Origin of the sequence: Photobacterium proteolyticum (genome assembly GCF_001939735.1) — a bacterium.
Taxonomy (GTDB): Bacteria; Pseudomonadota; Gammaproteobacteria; order Enterobacterales; family Vibrionaceae; genus Photobacterium; species Photobacterium proteolyticum.
In genome coordinates, this window is the sequence record NZ_MJIL01000048.1 from 116,330 (window position 1) to 136,736 (window position 20,407).

Here is a 20,407-nt window from a genome sequence, read left to right on the forward strand (position 1 = left end):
AACCGTGTTAATCCGCAAGTGCCAACTCTGTTGGTTAGGCGGTTATTTGCACAAATCATTTGACAATCTTTGGTTTTGCAGGCATAGTCCTCGGCCTTAAATTGTCACCGTACCAAGAATTTGGGAGTTACACCCTTGGCAAATATCAAATCTGCTAAGAAACGTGCTATCACTTCTGAGAAACGTCGCCAGCACAATGCTAGCCGTCGTTCAATGATGCGCACTTTCTTCAAAAAAGTTATCGCTGCTATCGAAGCTGGCAACAAAGAAGCTGCTTCTCAGGCGTTCGCTGAAATGCAACCTGTTATGGACCGCATGGCAACTAAAGGCCTGATCCACAAAAACAAGGCTGCACGTCATAAAGCACGTCTAGCTGCGAAAATCAAAGCTCTTTAATTGAAGAGTTGCGATTGAGCATTAAAAAAACCGGCATCAGCCGGTTTTTTTATGTCTGAAATTCAAACCTTACGCTTCATTGGTATTTTCTGCACTGCAATACATTTTATGAAGCAGCTCGATCATCGCCCGAACTTCTTCGCTCTTTAAGCGATAGTAAACCGTCTGAGCCACTTTTCTGGTCTCAACCAATCCGTCTCGACGAAGCCATGCCAAATGCTGAGAGAGTGCAGACTGGCTCAAGCCCAGCTTGTCACTCATCATTCCCACGGACATTTCCCCTTCCAGCAAGTAGCACAGAATAAACAAACGTCGTTCATTCGCCATGGCTTTCAGCAATGCTACGGCCTTGGGAGCATTCTGCTCCATCTGCTGCAGTTCCATTCTTCCACCATTATTAAAATTAAGTTAATGCTAATGTACTTAATTTATGCCGGGTTTACTAGCCATCAATGTTGAATTTCCGTGCTAACAGCCGGAAATTAGCAACATTATTTAAACATCTTGCCGAAATCTGCCTCACAGATCTTCTTTACCGCCGGATGCATGATCATCCTCTCGGCAAAAATCACATAATACTCTTCCTTGATCTCCTTCACCCGCTTCACCTCACAGATGGTATTGGATTCAACAATCTCCATGGCATAGATAGAAGGCGCAACGAACATAGATTGGTGGTAGGAGCCGAACGCCTTCATCAGCGCGGCATCGTCAAACTCGCCGAGAATGTTCGGAGTGATCCCCTGCTGATCAAACCAGTGATGCAACTTACGGCCCATGGCGGTACGGCGCCCCGGCACCAGCAGCTTGTAATCTTCGATACAGGCAGGAAAGTTAAGCGCCTTGGCAGGCTTGGAGCAGAAAAAACTCATGGTCGATTCACCGAGCTTTTTGCTATACAGACCTGGGCTTTGGGTCGAGTCCACCGGGCAGTCTGACAAGATCATATCCAGCTTGTGCTGGGAGAGCTGCTCCAGCAACATCTCGTGGGTCGACTCATAACAGCGAAGGTGAATCCGCTCGTCTTCCGGGACCCCTTCCAGCAAGATCTTGCTGACAAGGCGCTTGGAGAGCGCATCGGCTACCCCCACTTCCAGCAACTGGTTTTCACGCTGGGTATAGTTAACGATATCCAGCATCTCGTAGCTCAGGTCAAACATCTTGTCGGCATACTTAAACACGAGCTGCCCCAGCTCGGTCGGCTCGATGTTCCGTCCGACGCGTTTGGTCAGCTTGCCCTTGAGCCTTTCTTCCAGTGCCCGGATCTGACCGGTTACCGTCTGCGGGGCCAGAAACAAGGCGTCCGCGGCTTTGGTTACCGAGCCCTGCTTGCAAACCATCCAGAAATAATAGAGGTGGTTGTAATTTAGATGAGACATCCTGTTTTGCTAACTTCCCAGATATAAAAAACCCCAGACGCGCAGCTTACGCTGTGCCTCCAGGGTCTTCAACTATAATCATCGCGGGAATGATTAAGCGAGCAAATATCTCGTCAGTTTGTCGACTGAATCGACTTTTTCTCAAACTGGACAGTCTTACGGTAGCGCTCTCCTACACGTTGCTCCAGCGCGCGTGAACGGAATGTCTCTTCCTGTTCAATCATCGCGGTGTCTTCAACGCTAGCCTTACCATGGCTAAGACCGGCCAGGTAGGCCTGACAAACTTCCGTATTACTGTTATTGATGCAACTGTCATAATCAGGTGCCGCGATGGCAGCTGAAGATGTCAGTAATGCAACGGTTAGAAGATAACGCTTCATATTATGCCTCCGTTTTTGGCAGAGAACGGCTCAGTAAGAAATAACCCAATACCGCTGATAACGTTGACCCCAACAGGATCCCTAGACGCGAGTAGGTGCTGAAGTCATCTGGTGCGCCGACAAAAGCCAGCGACGAGATAAAGATAGACATGGTAAAACCGATACCACATAGCACTGATACTGCCGAAATATGCGTAAAGCCGATGCCGTCAGGCAGCTTCGCAATTCCGCTCTTCACCGCCAGGTAGCTCGCCGAGAAGATCCCCAGCGGCTTACCAACGAGTAGACCAAGAGCAATACCAAGCGGCAGCATTGATGTCAGGCTTTCGATCGATACACCTTCCAGCGAGATACCGGCGTTGGCAAAAGCAAACAACGGCAGAATCAAGAAGGCCACATATGGGTGCAGAGCATGCTCCAGGTGCTTAAGCGGCGAGTGCTTCTCAGAGCTACCATCCTCACCCGAGAGCGGTATCGCAAAGCCAAGTACAACACCGGCCAACGTGGCATGTACACCAGATTTCAACACACTGAACCACAGAATCAGACCAACGACTATATACCAGGACAACTTGGTAACATTCTTGGCATTCATAACAAACAGTGCTGTCGTCGCCGCGAAGGCCACAGCCAATGCGATAGTAGACAGGTCGCTGCTGTAGAACAGCGCAATAATGACGATAACACCAAGGTCATCAATAATCGCCAGCGCCAGCAAGAAGGCTTTTAGCGATACAGGCACACGCGGCCCCAGCAGTGCCATCACACCTAGCGCAAAGGCAATATCGGTCGCGGCAGGAATTGCCCAACCTTTGGCTGCCATAGGATCAGAAAAGTTAAAGGCAAAATAAACCAGAGCCGGTGCAACCATTCCACCAACAGCAGCAATCGCTGGGAAGATCGCTTTCTCTTTTGTATTTAGTGCGCCTTCGATTAGCTCACGCTTTACTTCCAAGCCAATCAGCAAGAAGAAAATAGCCATCAGACCGTCGTTGATCCAATGCGATACAGAGAGACCTGCAACATAGGAATGCAACGTCCCGTTGTAAAGAGGCTCCAATGGCGAGTTCGCAACCATCATTGCGATCGCAGCAGCGATAATCAAAATAATGCCGCCGGCGGACTCTAATTTCAGAAAATTACGAATTGCATCGGTCATCGACCGTAACTCCTTTACATGAAACAAATATCACAACGAATGTGTAAATTTAGTTTAGTCGTCACACTACTGATGTGGGAAATCGTTTGTTTAGAGATTAAGACTCGGAAAAACCGAATTATTAAAGCTATAACAAAGTAATATCCGCATAATAGATTTTAAGCTGTCATAAAGCGTCTTATTTCCTACTGCCAATTTGCTCAATAGATGGAAAAAATAGCTAATTTTCACTCATTGAAGAGCAAAATATCTCGTTTATCACGATTTTCAAATAAAACACATAAACAAAATAAAAACAGCAACTTAACCCTCAAGGTAAAGAAATAATTACACTTCACCATCGTCTTTCTGGTCACAAAATAAGCACAAATTCACTTTATGACAGACAGTGTCATATTTCTGAAATATTCGATCTCTACCATCGCCTCCAGATTTCAAATAAATGAAACCCAAACGACATCTTCTTGTCATGGAGAAATGATTATGACTACCCAAGCCACTACTGCTGAGCCAATGAACAGCTCTATGCGCTGGGTCCGCTGGGCAAACCTGGCGTTCATGCTGTACGTTCTACTTGTTGCTGTCTCAATGGTCAGCAGCGGCTTTAAATGGTCGGTAGGCGAACAGGCTAAAACGCTGTTTGAATTTGCTTCCCACCCTATCGCCGGTCTGATGATTGGTCTGGTGGCAACATCGCTTATTCAGTCGTCCAGTACTGTTACTTCAATCATCGTCGGCCTTGTTGCTGGCGGCCTGCCGGTTGAGACGGCAATCCCAATGGTAATGGGTGCCAACATCGGTACAACCCTGACCAACACCCTAGTTAGCCTTGGCCATGCACGCTGCAAGGATGAGTTCCGTCGTGCGTTTGCAAGCGCAACAGTCCACGATTTCTTCAACCTGCTTGCTGTTGTGATCTTCCTGCCACTAGAAATGATGTTCGGCCTGCTAGACAAAGTATCGTCATGGCTGGTATCGCCTATGATGGATGCAGGCGATATGAGCATGAAGGGACTTAACTTCATGAAGCCACTAACCAAGCCTGCCGTGGAAGTCGTAAAGGGTCCGCTGGAAACATTTGGTAACATGGGTGGCGTCGTTCTGATTTTCATCGGTATTGCTCTGATCTTCGTAGCAATTACGGCAATGGGCAAGCTAATGCGTAGCCTGATGGTTGGCCGTGCCCGTGAAATCCTCAAGAGCGCAATCGGTCGTGGCCCGCTTCACGGTATCGCCTCTGGTTCCATCGTGACGATTCTGGTTCAGTCTTCTTCTACGACGACCAGCCTGATGGTACCGCTAGTAGGTACAGGAGTACTGAAGGTACGTGATGTGTATCCTTTCACCCTGGGTGCCAACATCGGTACGTGTATCACAGCCCTGCTGGCTGCAACGGCAATCTCTGGCGACAATGCGGTATTTGCCCTGCAAATTGCTCTGGTACACCTGTCATTCAACGTGCTGGCGACCCTGTTTATCTTTGGTATCCCGCTGCTACGCGAGCTACCACTGAAAGCCGCTTTCTTCCTGGGTGAGCTGGCGACCAAGAACAAAATGGCCGTTGCCGGTTACCTTGGCCTCGTCTTTGTTGCAATTCCGAGTACTATCCTGGCAGTGACGGCCTAAGTCCTCGCAACTGCTACCAACGGTCCATCAAAAAGCCCCGCATTGCGGGGCTTTTTGTTGTTCTGCATTTCTGTTCCGGGCAAGCAAAGTATTTCAGCAGCGAGTTTTTGTTACCCCGGGAAACAGTTTTATACAGAAAAAGGGTACCTGATTGGCTCGTGATGCTGGTAGCCCACCACTTCAAAGTCATCCATCGTCACCCATGTTTCCAAATCTTCCAGCGTTTTGATGTCTGGGTTGATATTCAGCTGAGGTGAAGGAAACGGCTCGCGTTTAAGCTGGACATCTCGCATAAGCTCCAGTTGGTCTTCGTAGATGTGGGCGTTGATGATCTTGTGGTAAGCCTGACCCGGCTTCTTGCCCGTGATCTGTGCCATTAATGCCAGCAGGGTATAGACCTGGATCTGGTTGAAGTTCAGGCCGAGCGGCACATCGCAAGATCGCTGGTAGCTGGTCAGGTACAGAGTATCACCCAGTAGCGAGAACGTGTGGGTGTGCATGCACGGGCGCAAACACCCCATCTCAAATTCGCCCGGGTTATAGAATGTCAGGATCTCGCCGCGGTCATCAATGCCCCGGCTGAGATCGTCGACAATCTTGCGCAGCTGATCGATGGTCGAGCCATCCGGCTTGCGCCAGCTCCGACCCTGAACCCCGTATACCCGGCCCATGTCATCGTGCCCCTTGCGGTGCGGGTTGTTCAGCCACGTCTGGTTGTCATTGGCATTCATGTCCCAGGTCTTGGTTCCCAAGGCCCTGAAGTCGGCGGCGTTGTCATAGCCGCGAATATAACCCAGCAACTCTGCAATAGCCGCTTTCCAGTAGCTCTTGCGAGTTGTGATCAAAGGAAACTGGTTATTTGCCACGTCATAGGTCAAGTCAGCATTTACCACCGTCAGGCAACGCTTACCGGTTCGTTCATTCTCAATCCATACACCGTCATCGACAATCCGCTGACACAGATCCAAATATTGTTTCATCATCCTGCCCGTTAATTTCTCAGCTGTACCAGTAAGGTACAATTGCGCTTAATATTATCAGAATACAAAAAAGGCAGCACCCTTGAGTACTGCCTTGGTCAAAACGTCTGCGCTTACGCGGTGGTATTTCTCGGCTGCGTCTTATACGCCCACAGCATCATCAACAAGCCACCAATCACCATCGGCAAAGACAGGATCTGCCCCATGCTGATCCAGCCGCCAAACAGCCCCAAATGGGCATCCGGCTCACGGAAGTACTCGACGATAAAGCGGAAGCTGCCGTAACCGAACAGGAACAGTCCCGACACCGCACCGGCAGGGCGCGACTTGCGAATAAACAGATTCAGGATGATCAGCAATACCAGGCCCTCGAGGAAGAACTCATAGAGCTGGGACGGGTGGCGCGGTAGCGGTCCGCCAGTCGGAAACACCATGGCCCATGGTACATCCGTAGTACGTCCCCACAATTCACCATTGATAAAGTTGCCCAAGCGACCAACCCCCAGACCAAACGGCACCAGTGGTGCGACAAAGTCTGCTACGTTGAAAAAGGTTCGCCCGTGCTTATAGGCATACCAGAACATCGCGGTAATGACACCAAGCAACCCACCATGGAATGACATGCCGCCCGTCCATACCTTAAACAGATAGAGCGGATTATCCAAAAACAGGTCGAAGTTATAAAAGAGCACATAGCCGATACGCCCACCAAGGACGACACCGAGGAAGCCTGCAAACAACAGGTCGCTGACCTGCTCCCGGGTCCAGCCGCTGCCCGGCTTGTCCGCCCGGCGGTTGGCCAGCCACATGGCAAAGACAAACCCCAGCAGATACATCAAGCCGTACCAGCGTATCGCTAGCGGGCCAATCTCAATCAAAATCGGGTCAATGTTTGGAAACGTCAAATAACCTTGGCTCATTCAATCTATCTCAGAAAGCAGGGAGGAAAGAAAACGCACCGTTTGCGCTCTTCCCGTCCTAATCAATTATCCCAAAAACATCTCCAAGCTGATAAACAGCAAGAAGACGGCAAATATCTTTTTCAATGTCATGGTCGGCAAACGGCTGACCAAAGCAGCACCATAACGGGTCGTGATCATTGAGGTCATTACAATACCAAGCAATGCCGGAAGATACACATAGCCAATACTCATCGGCGGCAGCGTCTCGTCACCGAGGCCAGTAGTAATAAATCCCAACATTCCCGCTACCGCAATCAGTGCCCCCGACAATGAGGCACTGCCGATCGCGCGGCGCATTTCAACACCATGCAAGCTGAGGTAAGGCACGGTCAACGACCCTCCGCCAATCCCGGCCAGACTCGACACAACCCCAATGACCCCGCCACTGCATACCGTCGCCATTGGCCCGGGCAGAGGACGCATACTGGTAAATCGCATCGACGCCAACATTTGCAATGCCAGCAGCAGCACAATTACTGCAAAAATTCTCGGCAACAGTGCCGTCGGCACCAGCTCGGCAATCACGCTACCGCCAAGGCCGCCGATAATCACCCCCGGCGCCAGTGTTTTCACAATCGAAAAATCAACATTTCCCAGTCTGATGTGATTACGGGCCGACGAGCCGGAGGTCAGTACAATACTGGCCAGCGAGGTTGCCAGTGCAATATGCATTACCAGCTCACTGCCGATCCCTGCCCGAGGCAACAGCCATACCAGTGCAGGCACCACCACCAGTCCGCCTCCGATACCGAGCAAACCAGCCAGCAAGCCAACGCCACTGCCTAGGACCAGGCACATGGCAAACAACCATAACGCATTATCTATCATTTTAACCTACTACTTACCGGCACGGATAAAGCCCCCCAAACCGCGCTCGTCAACAAACTCCGTTGTTTGGGCACGTACATCATCAGCGAATGTCGCCTGCAAAGCAAATTGGCTTAACTGCTCCATTTCGCTCACCGAAATATGTCGCAAAATATACTTAATCCGGGCAACATTGCGGGTGTTCATACTCAGTGAACGATAGCCCATTCCCACAAGCAACAGCGCTCCAATCGGATCACCGGCCAGTTCGCCACAGACACTAACCGGGATATTCAACCCCCGGCTGGTATCGATAATATGCTTCATGGCATGGAGCACGGCCGGATGCAATGCATCATAGACACTCGCAACCCGGGAATTGTTCCGGTCAACGGCGAGTAAATATTGCGTCAGGTCATTGCTGCCGACCGAAATAAAATCGACCTTTCCTTTCAGCGCCGACAACTGGTACAAAATCGACGGAACCTCGATCATGATACCGATCCTAGGCCGCTTCAGTACCTGCCCTTGCTCTTCGGCATATTTCGCCACTTCGACAAAGGCACGCTCGATCAAGGCCTTCGACTCATCCAGCTCGGCAATGCCGGATATCATCGGGAGCAAGATATCCATATTCTCCAGGCCGATACTGGCCTTGAGCATGGCCCTGACCTGGATCAGAAAAATTTCGGGATGATCGAGCGTAAAGCGGATTCCACGCCAGCCCAAAAAAGGGTTATCCTCTTCAATAGCCAGGTACGGCAAAGGCTTGTCGCCCCCGACATCCAGGGTCCGCATCACCACCTGCTTATCACGGTAGGTCGATAAGATAGCCCGGTACTGTACCGTCTGCTCTTCTTCCGACGGAAAGCTACGCTGCAACAGGAAAGGCACTTCGGTTCGATACAGCCCGACCCCATCAACGCCCTGATTCACAGCAATACTGGTATCTGCGCTCAAACCTGCATTCAGATGTATATGAATCCGTTGATTATCCTGGGTATAGGATGCCTTGCCGATTTCCTCCTCGACCGTTTTGGTCAGCTCGTCTTCTTCCTTGAGCAACCGGTTATATTCTGCGAGAACATGCCGGCTGGGGTTAACCAGAAAGTCCCCCCGGTACCCGTCAACAATAACCTTGCAGTTGTGCACTTTCTCGGGAACAAAGTCGACTCCCATAATCGCTGGCAAACCCAGCGCCCGCGACAGGATCGCGGCATGAGAGTTGGCAGCACCTTCCTGGGCAACAACCGCTGCCAGTTTGTCCCGCGGAATACTGGCCAGCATAGCCGCTGTCAGCTCGCGGGTCAGCAAAACAATCGGCTCATCCCACTGGTGCTCGGTGACATCATCATTATAAAGGAAAAACAACAGGCGCTGGCCCAGCTCGCGTATATCCTGCGCCCGCTCTTTGAGGTAATCGTCTTTCATGTTGGCAAAGCGGTCGGAATATGCCTCGACCACCTGACGGATCGCCCACTCAGCCTGATCGCCGGCGGCAATTTTGGCAAACAGATCTTTGCGCAGCATCGGATCATTGAGCAGGTGGCTGAACAGGTCAAAGATAGCCAACGTCTCTTTGTGTAAGTCGCTGTCAAAACGCTTACGCAACCGGCGGAATTCGGCACTGGCAAGCTCAATCGCGATGCTTAGCCGTTCCTGCTCTGCCTCCAGATCAAGGCAGGATGCCGGTGAGACCTGTTCCAGCCGAGGCTGGTTATCATCCCACCAGGCACGGGCTACCGCCACCCCGGTCGAGGCAGCCGAGCCAATCAGGTGTAGGCCGTCACGTTGATCCGGCCACATTCCCTGGGCCTTGGCATGGGCAAGGATCACCGCCAGCTGCGCCGCCAGCGTAACCATAAAAGACTCTTCGCTTTCATCAAATTCGCGTCGCTGCCGCTGCTGGATAACCAAAACACCCAGCACCTGGCGCTGGTGAATAATGGGAGTGCCAAAGAAAGAACCAAAAGACTCCTCGCCAATACCGGGAAAGAGTTTGAAATGGGGGTGATGTCGGGCATCGGCAACATTGATAGGTTCAGCGCGGCTGCCGACCAGCCCCACCAGCCCTTCACCGAAAGCCAGCTGAATCTGGTAGTGGGGCTTGGTGAGTCCCTGCGTCGCCATCAGGGTATACTGCTGTCGCTCGTGATCGGCAATATAGACCGAACAACAGTCTGTCTTCATTGCCCGGCAGGTACTGACAACAAGCTGATCGAGCGCTTCAATCAAACTTGGGGCGCTTGCGACTTTTTCAACAATTTCTCTTAGCTGCGTCAGCATAGTAAACCTTATCCGGTATCCTGAGTTATCCCCGCTTGCCTCTGCGCTTCATCTTGCGCTCTTTTCTCTCTTTGAAAGGCATGGCCATTGCCGCGAACTCCTTAAGCGCTCGCCGGTAGACATCTCGCTTAAAAGACACGACCTGTCGAACCGGGTACCAGTAACTCACCCAACGCCAACCATCAAACTCAGGCGTGCTGCCACGCTGCATATTCACCTTTGACTCATCACATTCCAGGCTGAGCAAAAACCATTTTTGCTTTTGCCCGATACAAACAGGTTTAGAATCCCACCTTACAAGACGCTTCGGTAATTTATAACGTAGCCAATGCCGGCTTGACGCCAAAATTCGGACATCTTTCTTGGTAAGCCCTACTTCCTCATACAGCTCGCGGTACATGGCTTGTTCTGGGGTTTCCCCCTCATCAATGCCGCCTTGCGGAAACTGCCAGGAGTGTTGTCCATATCGTCGAGCCCAGAATACTTGGCCATGGCTATTACAGATCACAATCCCTACATTAGGGCGGTATCCATCGCCATCAATCACTGGACGACCTCAAGTATAAATCTCTATTAGCAGTGATTTTTTCACAGACGATGCAATGGGTAAACAAACATTCTAATTAATAACCGTTTTTTCCTACCTAGCACTCAGTTTCTGGATAACTTCGAATAGCCGAGGAGTTTATAAACAGACAAATGAGACCTATGCCACATTTATACACGCTTTCTGTGGATAGATTTGTGCAGAAGCTCTATTTCAGCCTGATTCAAGCCAGCTTTTGTTTCGTGCCATTTTAAAACACACATCAGAGACAACAGATAAAAACATATAAAAACAACAAATTAAATAATCACACAAAACAAAGAAACCATGATATTGAATGATCATCCACACCGAAAAAACAGATCGGTCAAAGATCAACCAACAACGCGTTTATCCACATCTCCCGCAGCCAACTGCTGATTTATCACCCAGCACAACGGACAAAATACCAACAAACACCTGGATAAATAACCAGATGGCGAGAAATTAAAATATTTATCCAATTATCCTGTGGATATCTTTGTGAAAGATCCTTACATTTTGCTTGTATAACCCTCTTACAACTAAGCCAAGCAGCAAACTGCAGTCAATATAGCTAATTTAAAATTGATATTTTTCAATATCTTAAAAGAATCCCCCATAACCTTATGTGATGATCATCCACTCCGGGCCATTAGGATCGTGCATAAATTGACCAGCCTTTTATTCACAGTTGCCCAATCCTTTCCCATACTCTTATCAGCATAGAGAGGCTATGCTAGTATGCTCGGCATCAGCGACTATTCACCTTAGAGTACCTTCGTACCGATATGCGTCCAACTCCCCAGACAGAGCAAGAACTCCTTAGCCGCGCCCATGAGCTGGCAGGGTTGTCACTCGGCGAACTCGCCCAGGAGGCAGGTATTATCACCCCTCCCGATCTAAAGCGAGACAAGGGCTGGGTCGGTCAATTGCTGGAGTGGCACCTCGGCGCCACCGCTGGCAGCAAGCCCGTGCCGGACTTTATCGAGCTGGGTATCGAGTTGAAAACGATCCCGATCGGCTATAACGGCAAGCCGCTGGAAACCACCTTTGTCTGTGTGGCCCCGCTCATTGGCCTTCAGGGCCTCAATTGGGAAAATAGCCATATCCGCCATAAGCTGGCCAAAGTACTGTGGATCCCTGTGGAGGGTGAGCGGGATATTGTGCTGGCCGATCGCCGCGTTGGTTCTCCCTTGCTTTGGAGCCCATCCCCGGACGAAGAGCAGCGCTTACGCCGGGACTGGGAAGAATTGATGGATATGATCGTGCTCGGCCATGTCGAGAAAATTACAGCACGCCATGGCGAGATCCTGCAGCTTCGGCCAAAGGCAGCCAACAGCAAGGCGCTAACCGAGGCCTATGGTGCCGACGGACAACCGATAAAGACCCTGCCCCGCGGCTTTTATCTCAAGACCCACTTTACCGCAGAGCTGCTGGAACGTTATTTCATCTTACAGTGAAATTGTCATGTCTTCCCGGCAGTCAGAAACCTTTCCGTCCGGAGAAAACTCATCATAGGGATCCGTCACCCGCAGTATCACCGAGGTGATCCCCAGCGGACGGAGAAGATCCTTGACCTGCTCGATGGACTGGAAGCGGACCATTTCGTCGTTATCGTCCTTCAACGGCTCAAGCTGATGCTTAAACTCCACTTCCATCAGATAGTCCGAGCAACCGGCATAGCTGGTCACAATGCATTTAGGGACTTTGCCATCATCAACTTTAAGCCAGTGCTTCAACTGCGATAGTTTCATTATAGCTCCTCGGATCCTTACCCTGACGATCAAACATTATTGTTATATCAGTCTATAACTATGTGCCACGTTAACCATATCGGCAAGGTGAAACCGATAGCTTCCCCAACAAGCCCAGCATCAATGCCGGCCTTCTCACCCACGGACAGACAGGTTATATTCAATAGATAGCAATCAGTCCAAGGAGGGCTTATGGAATATCATCGACTCCCCCACTCATCGCTCGACGTCAGCAAAATCTGTCTCGGCACCATGACGTTTGGCGAGCAGAACAACGAATCGGAAGCGCACAGCCAGCTAGATTTCGCGTTTGAACGCGGTGTCAACTTTATTGATACCGCCGAGATGTATCCGGTTCCGCCGACGGCCGACACGCAGGGACTGACCGAAACCTATATCGGTAACTGGCTAGCCAAATCCGGCAAGCGAGACAAAGTGGTACTGGCCACCAAAGTGGCCGGCCCAAGGGGACTTCCTTATATCCGTGACAATATGGCACTGGACCGCCGCAATATTCACGATGCCGTCGAAACCAGCCTCAACCGGCTGCAAACCGACTACATCGATCTCTACCAGCTTCACTGGCCGCAACGGGAAACCAACTGCTTCGGCAGCCTGAACTACCAATACGCCGACGATCACTCCGGCGTAACGCTGACCGACAGCCTGGAAGCCCTGGCCGAGCTGGTCCGAAGTGGAAAAATCCGCTATATCGGACTCTCCAATGAAACTCCGTGGGGCGTCATGTCATTTCTTCGCCTGGCCGAGAAGCACAACCTCCCCCAGGTCGTCACTATCCAGAACCCGTACAACCTGCTTAACCGCAGCTTCGAGGTCGGGCTGTCGGAAATAAGCCATCACGAAGGCGTCGAACTGCTTGCCTACTCCCCCTTGGCATTCGGTACGCTAAGCGGCAAATATCTCAATGGCGCACGGCCGGACGGTGCCCGTTGCACCCTGTTCGAGCGATTCTCTCGCTACTTTAATCCGCAGGGGCTAGCCGCCACCCAGGCCTATATTGATGTCGCCAACAGGCACGGCCTGGATCCTGCCAAGATGGCACTCGCCTTCGTCAATCAGCGTCCTTTCGTCGCATCGACAATTATAGGTGCCACCAACCTCGAGCAGCTTGAGGCCAATATCGACAGTATCAGCCTCACGCTCGGCAGCGAGGTACTAGCCGATCTGGAAGCTGTCGGGATCACTTACTCCAATCCATGCCCGTAGGCACCTCCGTTTAATCCTTTAGAAATGCAAAGCCCCCGTCAGACGGGGGCTTGATAATATATGCTTTAGCAATTACGCCTTGCTCGCTACGCTGTTAGAACAAGGCGTTACCGTTATGTCACGAGTCTAGACTTATACTCTCGCCTAAGGTGACGGATCATACGACCGGCCTTATCGGACAACAGATAGTTGTCCACCCGGTAGTCTTTACCCACACCGATATCTTGCAGCAAGTGCTCAGACAGGTGAGGGATATCCAGACGGATCCGGCGGTGTGCGCGACGCCAGGCGGCATCCTCACGATGGACATCAAGACGAATTAACAAAACTGCGATACGTAAATAGACAGATTGGCGCATAGTAGTGCTCTCCATTAAATAGATAATAGGAGGGACACGGATACTGCCGTAGTAAGCTGACAACTTGACTCGCCGCGACAGATATCCGCGGCCCATTTACACAGCGAATTGCTGTTAGTGGTTGGTGTGCTTCAAGAGATCACCAGCAGGACGCAGACATTTCAAGATACTGATAGTCATCATGTTTTCCTCCTGGTAATAAATAAGAAAGGGATAAAGTTGGAGTAATTTTAACCAGCTAAGCGAATAAAACAAGCATATATTAGCACTTAATTGCATAAAAATACTTTATGCTGAGATAGCAGCCCCAAACATGGATATCCGCCGGAGATAGCGCCTTTCTGGTGAATAAAGCAGCATAAAACAATCACTGCTTTTTATACAAAAGGGAGGTTTACCTTTATCCTCAATCGATTAAGGCTAGCAGCAAACAATAAAAGCGCCCAGAGGCGCTTTTGGCAATCATCAGCTTTGTCGAAAATGCCGAGGAGGCGGCACCAGGTCATGCTTGTTCAGCAACCGATACATCGTCGCCCGCGATACCCCCAGTTCACGGGCAGCGGCAGAGATCTGGCCTTTGTTATTTTCCAGTACCGATAACAACGCACAGCGCTCAGACTCCTCACGAATCGTCTTCAGACTCTGCTTGTCATCGCTCAGCCGCGGGAGATCCAGATGATCGACTTCAATAACCTTGCTCTCCGCCAGCAGTATCGCCCGCTTCAGCTGACTGATCAGTTCACGGACATTGCCCGGCCACGGATAGCTCAATATCAGTTTCTGCGCTTCGTCCGACAAGGACTTGGCCATACTGTTATATTGGCGGGCAAACTTCAGCAACAAGTACTCCGCTAGCAGCACGATGTCTTCCCCTCTATCCCGGAGAGCCGGCACAGCCAGGCCGAGGACGTTCAGGCGATAATACAGATCCTCGCGTATTTTACCTTCGGCCAGTAACTCTTCGAGCGTATGACGGGTTGATACAATCAGGCGAAGATCCGATGTTACCTGCCGCCCGCAAACTGTCGTAAAGCAGCCATCCTGTAATAAGCGCAATAGCTCTTGCTGGCGCTCATCATCCAACATGGAGATTTCATCAAGAAATAATACCCCTTTATCGGCGGCCCCGAAGCAACACCGACCTGCATTGCTTAGGCTTCCCTCGTCAATCAACCAGGACGCATTGACTGATTCGCAGCTAATGGTAACAAAGGCTCCCTTGGCCCGAGTCGAGGCCTGATGGATCGCCTGGGCTACCAGCTCTTTGCCCGTCCCAATTTCCCCCTGCACAAATACCGGCATATCAGCGGCAGCCATACGTTTCACCTGATGGCGAAGCTTTTTCATAACGGCAGTATTGCCCTGCAGCCCATGCTGGCCGAACTGTCCCAGCTCCGGCCATACCTTGCGTTCAAGTCTCAGCATCCCCAACTGGTGGCCGATGGTTTTGAGCAGTTGGGACTCAGGGACAGGAGAGGTAAAATAGTCGATACAGAAGTTAACGATAAACTGACAGGTCGCCTCGGTATCCAGTTGCTCTTCACGGACCAGAGCCAGCCAGCGTGCCTGCTTGTTGCGGTTTACCACCCCGGCAATACCATTGAGGCTAAAATTATCCAGCGTCAGATCAACCACCCCTATACAGGGGCCCACCTCCAATAGCAGCGACTCGGCAGTTCGAAGATCACTGCAGCGATAGCAACGCCAGCCCGCCTGTTCCAAGGTCGTAATCCAGGGTATATTGTCCCCTCCTAGAACGATTAATGTTCCCAGGGCTGAAGCTCGCTTCAATTCTGTCTTCATTCCGTTACCGCCTTTCCATCTGCCAGTACCCAAACATCAAATCCGGTTGCGAACGGCTTTGGCCTATCGTTGTAAAAAACTCTGCTTATTTGATGATAAGTCGCTCTCGCAAAATAATGCAACTCGTTTACTATTATAATCAATATCTTGGCAATGGTTTCACATTATTTATCGTCCCAAAACGCAAAAAGCGCCCGAAGGCGCTTTTAAATCATCATCTTACTGTGAGTTAACTCACTGTTACCGTCTCAGGCTGAGCATCGTTTGCTTCGACACCAATCTCATTTTCGCTCTTTGCAACAATGGTATTGACAGCGGTATCACCGACTACGTTCGAGCTGGTACAGAACATATCATTGATACGGTCAACAGCAGCAACAATCGCCAGGCCTTCAGGTGGCAAACCTAGTTGGTGAAGCAGTACGCCGACCATTACTACACCGCCGCCCGGTACACCACCTGCACCGATAGACAGAAGCAAAATGGTCAGTCCCAGAGTAAACAGGTCAGCGCTGTTGATTGGCTGGCCGAACGCATTCGCGACAAAGATAGTGGCCAACGCAATGTAGATAGACACACCTGACATGTTCATGGTCGCACCTAGCGGCACACCGAAACCTGCAACAGACTTAGATACACCAATCTTGTCTGTCAGGGTACGCATTGTCACAGGAATCGTCGCGTTAGAACTTGCCGTTGATAGCGAGAACAGGATTTGCTCGCGAGTATGACGCAGGAACTGAGCCGGCTTGATACCCGTTGTCAGGCCAACCATCATTGGATAGAAGAAGAAAATCCAGAATACCAGCATCGCAACAACCAGCGCGACATACCCAGCTACCGACATCAGCGTATTGGCATCCAGCGTTGCACCTAGCTGAATCATCAGGGCAAATACACCATATGGTGCCAGACCCATTACCAGGCCAACCAGCTTCATCATGATTTCGTTTGCCATCTTGAATGTCTTGATGGCAGGGCCACCACGGCTATCAAGCGCCTGAATTGCAAGACCTGTCAGAATCGCCATGAAGATAATCTGCAGCATATCTCCACTTGCAAAAGCTTGTACTGGGTTACTTGGTACGATGTTAACAATCAGTGAGAAAATATCGGGTGTTTCAGTGGTTGTCAGAGTAACCGTTTCTGATACCGTCCCGGCAAGGTTCGCGTCAGCGCCTGGCTGGAAAATCATCCCAACCGTCAGTGCTGCGGTGATCGCAATAATGGTATTAATAATGTAAAGACCAAAGGTTTTACCACCCAAGCGACCAAATGCCGTAATGTCTTTCAGATCAACGATACCGCAAACGATCGAGACATATACCAATGGCACAACCAGTAGTTTGATCAGTGATACGAACATACCGCCAGCACCTTCAGCCAGGCCAAGTACATAGGTATCCATCAGTGTCACGCCGTTAAACAGGTACTGAATCGCGGTACCTATAATCAGGCCAGCAAATAGGCCTGCGAATATTTTTCCTGATAGCGATTTCTTCATCGTCCATCTCCAGTAGGTTGTGCTTGTTAATGTTTCGCTTACTTCCTGTTCCCACTGTTCCTCGTGGGTTGGGCGACATTTTACACAGTTAAATCCAACTGAAAAGAACAAATTTTACAAATAAACTACAATTAAAACACAAAATTAAACACTATTAGATCAGACAAATCACAGCACAACAAACTAATCCATTTAGATATCTGTAACTTATAGGCACGAGGAATAGAATAAAATTCGCAGAATATCATTCTGTTAAGACGGTTGAAAAATACTGTTAATGTGAATCCAATCACACACAATAATCCACTATAGGAATAAAAAGTGAACATTTTCCACTATTGGAAATTGGAGGGAAGGGAAATAGCCAATGACGCTATACGGAATTTCATGAGGATCCCTTTTAGTTATTGATTGCGTGTATTATTTGGATGCAATGATACACAAACACAATGCAACAAGGGACACTTGACAGTATAAATTGCTGATACACTACATAAAAAAAGCCACCTTTACGGTGGCTTTCGATAATTAAGCTCAGCTTAGCGCTTACTGGCCGTTCTGCGGACGCATTGCCGGGAACAGAATCACGTCACGGATAGTGTGCGTGTTGGTGAACAGCATCGCCAGACGGTCGATACCAATACCCTGGCCCGCTGTCGGCGGCAGACCGTGCTCCAGTGAAGTGATGTAGTCAGCATCGTAGAACATTGCCTCGTCATCACCTGCATCTTTCGCTTCTACCTGTGCCTTAAAGCGCGCATCCTGGTCCTCTGCATCGTTAAGCTCAGAGAAGCCGTTCGCCACTTCACGGCCGCCAATGAAGAACTCAAAGCGGTCAGTGAAAAACGGATTGTCATCGCTACGGCGTGCCAGTGGCGAGATATCTGCCGGGTAGCCCGTGATGAAAGTCGGCTGGATCAGTTTAGGCTCAGCTGTTTCACCGAAGATTTCCTCAAGCAGCTGACCACAAGTCCAGAAATCTTCTACTTCAACGTAAACAGACTTGGCAATAGCAACCATCAGCTCGCGGTTCTGCAGATCTTCTTCTGTCAGCGCCTGGATTTGCTCATGGTTCGGGTTATAGTGCTTGATTGCCTCGAACATGCTCATACGAGTGTATGTGCCGCCAAACTCAACCATTTCGTCACCGTAAGGCATAGACGTCGAGCCCAGTACCTCTGTCGCAACGGCTGACAGCATCTCTTCGGTCAGATCCATCAGATCTTTATAGTCCGCGTACGCCATATAGAATTCCATCATAGTGAATTCCGGGTTGTGACGTGGCGACAGACCTTCGTTACGGAAGTTACGGTTGATTTCGAACACGCGCTCAAAGCCACCAACAACCAGACGCTTGAGGTACAGCTCAGGAGCAACACGCAGGTACATATCGATATCCAGCGCATTATGGTGAGTGATAAACGGACGTGCTGTTGCCCCACCCGGGATCACGTGCATCATCGGTGTTTCTACTTCCATGAACTGCTTAGAGACCATGAAGTTACGGATAGCCGTTACCAGCTTAGAACGGATGATGAAAGCGGTACGAGACTCATCGTTCACAATCAGGTCAACATAACGCTGACGGTAACGCATTTCCTGATCCGTCAGGCCGTGGAATTTCTCAGGTAGAGGACGTAGCGCCTTAGTCAGCAGCACGTACTCGTTCATGTTCACGTAAAGATCGCCTTTACCTGACTTATGAAGTTCACCTTTCACACCGATGATGTCACCGATGTCCAGACCTGAATATTTCTCTTTCAGCTCTTTCTGAACCGTTTTATCTGCATAAGCCTGAATGCGGCCAGACACATCCTGAATCGCCAGAAATGGGCCACGTTTAGCCATTACACGGCCAGCAATTGCAACCACGTTGCCCGCTTCCGCCAGTTCTTCTTTAGATAACTCGCCGAATTTAGCCTGCAGGTCTGCCGCTAGGCTATCGCGACGGAAATCATTCGGGTGGCCGTTTGCCTTACAGTTGTCGCGGATCATATCCAGTTTCGCGCGACGTTCGGCTATCAGCTTATTCTCATCTTGTACTTGATCTGTCATGGTGAACCCTTAAATAGTTAACCGAACTCGGTTACAGACCTGATTTCAGGCTAGCTTCAATAAAACGGTCTAAATCGCCGTCTAGTACCGCTTGGGTATTTCGATTTTCTACCCCGGTACGTAAATCTTTAATTCGGGAGTCATCCAGAACGTAAGAACGGATCTGACTGCCCCAGCCGATGTCAGACTTAGAGTCTTCATTGGCTTGCTTCTCAGCATTTTGCTTTTGCATCTCAAGCTCGAACAGCTTCGCTTTCAGCTGTTTCATCGCCTGATCCTTGTTCTTGTGCTGAGAACGGTCGTTCTGGCACTGCACCACGGTGTTGGTCGGAACGTGAGTAATACGAACCGCCGATTCGGTGGTGTTAACGTGCTGACCACCCGCACCTGACGCACGGTATACATCAATACGCAGATCGGAAGGGTTGATCTCGATAGCGATGTTGTCATCCACTTCCGGGTAGATAAACGCTGAGGCAAATGAAGTATGGCGACGGCCGCCCGAATCAAATGGCGACTTACGAACCAGGCGGTGAACACCGGTTTCCGTGCGCAGCCAGCCGTAGGCATACTCACCGCTGATGCGGACCGTCGCAGACTTCAAACCTGCCACTTCACCTTCAGAGACTTCAATCACTTCTGTCTTGAAGCCCTTGGCATCAGCCCAGCGCAGGTACATGCGCAGCATCATCGATGTCCAGTCTTGCGCCTCGGTACCGCCCGAGCCCGCCTGAAGATCGATATAACAATCAGACTCGTCATGATCGCCGGCAAACATACGGCGGAACTCCAGCTTGGCCAGCTTGGCTTCCAGCTCTGCCAGTTCCGGTTCGATCTCGTCAAACGTTTCCTGATCGTTTTCTTCTACCGCCAGCTCAAGCAGACCTTCGACGTCTTCAACGCCCTGATCCAGCTGATCGATAGTATCAACCACAGCCTCCAGGGCTGCACGTTCTTTACCCAGAGCCTGAGCACGTTCTGGCTCATTCCATACATCTGGTTGCTCTAGTTCTGCATTGACCTCTTCTAGACGCTCACTTTTGGCATCATAGTCAAAGGTACCCCCTAAGGACATCAGTACGTGCTGACACATCCTCAAGTCGGTTTTTAATAGGATTAATCTCGAACATTGCCACTCTTCATAGCCGAAATGGACGTAACC

At 50.2% G+C, this 20,407-nt stretch carries 19 protein-coding genes; 4 read left to right on the forward strand and 15 right to left on the reverse strand.

Translation table 11 applies throughout. From position 1 onward, the window contains the following. Positions 1 to 135 precede the first annotated feature (135 nt). Positions 136 to 396, forward strand: coding sequence for a 30S ribosomal protein S20 (gene rpsT, locus BIT28_RS04985; protein ID WP_075762540.1), 261 nt, complete (start codon positions 136 to 138; stop codon positions 394 to 396). A gap of 69 nt (positions 397 to 465) precedes the next feature. On the opposite strand, the gene BIT28_RS04990 is transcribed toward rpsT, so the two are convergent. The 4 genes from BIT28_RS04990 to nhaA all read right to left on the reverse strand — a co-directional run bounded on the left by BIT28_RS04990 (position 466) and on the right by nhaA (position 3,314). Beyond that, positions 466 to 780, reverse strand: coding sequence for an ArsR/SmtB family transcription factor (locus tag BIT28_RS04990; RefSeq protein WP_075762541.1), 315 nt, complete (start codon positions 778 to 780; stop codon positions 466 to 468). Positions 781 to 887: 107 nt separating this feature from the next. Further along, positions 888 to 1,775, reverse strand: coding sequence for a transcriptional activator NhaR (nhaR, locus tag BIT28_RS04995; protein WP_075762542.1), 888 nt, complete (start codon positions 1,773 to 1,775; stop codon positions 888 to 890). 113 nt (positions 1,776 to 1,888) lie between these two features. After that, on the reverse strand, positions 1,889 to 2,155 hold the full coding sequence (locus BIT28_RS05000) for a hypothetical protein (protein WP_075762543.1): 267 nt from the start codon (positions 2,153 to 2,155) through the stop codon (positions 1,889 to 1,891). A 1-nt stretch (position 2,156) separates the two neighbouring features. Continuing rightward, positions 2,157 to 3,314, reverse strand: coding sequence for a Na+/H+ antiporter NhaA (gene nhaA / locus BIT28_RS05005; RefSeq protein WP_075762544.1), 1,158 nt, complete (start codon positions 3,312 to 3,314; stop codon positions 2,157 to 2,159). Positions 3,315 to 3,797: 483 nt separating this feature from the next. Here nhaA and BIT28_RS05010 point away from each other — a divergent pair, with 483 nt between their 5' ends. After that, positions 3,798 to 4,940, forward strand: a complete 1,143-nt coding sequence (locus BIT28_RS05010; protein WP_075762545.1) for a Na/Pi symporter — start codon at positions 3,798 to 3,800, stop codon at positions 4,938 to 4,940. Between the two features lie 128 nt (positions 4,941 to 5,068). Here the strand turns inward: BIT28_RS05010 and BIT28_RS05015 are convergent, their stop codons facing one another. From BIT28_RS05015 to rppH, 5 genes are all read right to left on the reverse strand, one after another. Further along, positions 5,069 to 5,920 (reverse strand): thymidylate synthase, encoded by an 852-nt coding sequence (locus BIT28_RS05015; protein WP_075762546.1) that lies wholly within the window; start codon positions 5,918 to 5,920, stop codon positions 5,069 to 5,071. Between the two features lie 113 nt (positions 5,921 to 6,033). Next, positions 6,034 to 6,840 carry a prolipoprotein diacylglyceryl transferase gene (gene lgt / locus BIT28_RS05020; protein ID WP_075762547.1) on the reverse strand — a complete coding sequence of 269 codons (807 nt, stop codon included), beginning with the start codon at positions 6,838 to 6,840 and terminating at the stop codon, positions 6,034 to 6,036. Positions 6,841 to 6,906: 66 nt separating this feature from the next. Next, a complete protein-coding gene (locus BIT28_RS05025) occupies positions 6,907 to 7,710 on the reverse strand; it encodes a sulfite exporter TauE/SafE family protein (protein ID WP_075762548.1) in 804 nt (267 codons plus the stop codon). 9 nt (positions 7,711 to 7,719) lie between these two features. Next, positions 7,720 to 9,975, reverse strand: a complete 2,256-nt coding sequence (ptsP, locus tag BIT28_RS05030) for a phosphoenolpyruvate--protein phosphotransferase (protein ID WP_075762549.1) — start codon at positions 9,973 to 9,975, stop codon at positions 7,720 to 7,722. Positions 9,976 to 10,000: 25 nt separating this feature from the next. Next, a complete protein-coding gene (gene rppH / locus BIT28_RS05035; protein WP_075762550.1) occupies positions 10,001 to 10,522 on the reverse strand; it encodes an RNA pyrophosphohydrolase in 522 nt (173 codons plus the stop codon). A gap of 809 nt (positions 10,523 to 11,331) precedes the next feature. Between rppH and mutH the strand changes: the two genes are divergently transcribed. Beyond that, positions 11,332 to 12,003 carry a DNA mismatch repair endonuclease MutH gene (gene mutH, locus BIT28_RS05040; protein WP_075762551.1) on the forward strand — a complete coding sequence of 224 codons (672 nt, stop codon included), beginning with the start codon at positions 11,332 to 11,334 and terminating at the stop codon, positions 12,001 to 12,003. On the opposite strand, the gene BIT28_RS05045 is transcribed toward mutH, so the two are convergent. Further along, positions 11,995 to 12,297, reverse strand: a complete 303-nt coding sequence (locus tag BIT28_RS05045; protein WP_075762552.1) for a DUF6482 family protein — start codon at positions 12,295 to 12,297, stop codon at positions 11,995 to 11,997. The two genes, mutH and BIT28_RS05045, sit on opposite strands and share 9 nt — an antisense overlap. A 192-nt stretch (positions 12,298 to 12,489) precedes the next feature. Between BIT28_RS05045 and BIT28_RS05050 the strand changes: the two genes are divergently transcribed. Then, positions 12,490 to 13,524, forward strand: a complete 1,035-nt coding sequence (locus BIT28_RS05050) for an NADP(H)-dependent aldo-keto reductase (RefSeq protein ID WP_075762553.1) — start codon at positions 12,490 to 12,492, stop codon at positions 13,522 to 13,524. Positions 13,525 to 13,637: 113 nt separating this feature from the next. Here the strand turns inward: BIT28_RS05050 and BIT28_RS05055 are convergent, their stop codons facing one another. The 5 genes from BIT28_RS05055 to prfB all read right to left on the reverse strand — a co-directional run bounded on the left by BIT28_RS05055 (position 13,638) and on the right by prfB (position 20,375). Then, on the reverse strand, positions 13,638 to 13,883 hold the full coding sequence (locus tag BIT28_RS05055) for a hypothetical protein (RefSeq protein WP_075762554.1): 246 nt from the start codon (positions 13,881 to 13,883) through the stop codon (positions 13,638 to 13,640). Positions 13,884 to 14,348: 465 nt separating this feature from the next. Then, entirely contained in the window at positions 14,349 to 15,686 is a 1,338-nt protein-coding gene (locus BIT28_RS05060; RefSeq protein WP_075762555.1) for a sigma-54-dependent transcriptional regulator, read from the reverse strand. 229 nt (positions 15,687 to 15,915) lie between these two features. Then, on the reverse strand, positions 15,916 to 17,190 hold the full coding sequence (locus BIT28_RS05065) for a dicarboxylate/amino acid:cation symporter (protein ID WP_075762556.1): 1,275 nt from the start codon (positions 17,188 to 17,190) through the stop codon (positions 15,916 to 15,918). A gap of 546 nt (positions 17,191 to 17,736) precedes the next feature. After that, positions 17,737 to 19,245 carry a lysine--tRNA ligase gene (gene lysS / locus BIT28_RS05070; protein ID WP_075762557.1) on the reverse strand — a complete coding sequence of 503 codons (1,509 nt, stop codon included), beginning with the start codon at positions 19,243 to 19,245 and terminating at the stop codon, positions 17,737 to 17,739. Positions 19,246 to 19,276: 31 nt separating this feature from the next. Beyond that, positions 19,277 to 20,375 (reverse strand): peptide chain release factor 2 gene (gene prfB, locus BIT28_RS05075; RefSeq protein WP_139310439.1). Its coding sequence is split into 2 segments (ribosomal slippage): positions 19,277 to 20,299 and positions 20,301 to 20,375, totalling 1,098 coding nucleotides; the frame shifts between segments, so codons are not numbered across the junction. Between the last annotated feature and the right edge of the window lie 32 nt (positions 20,376 to 20,407).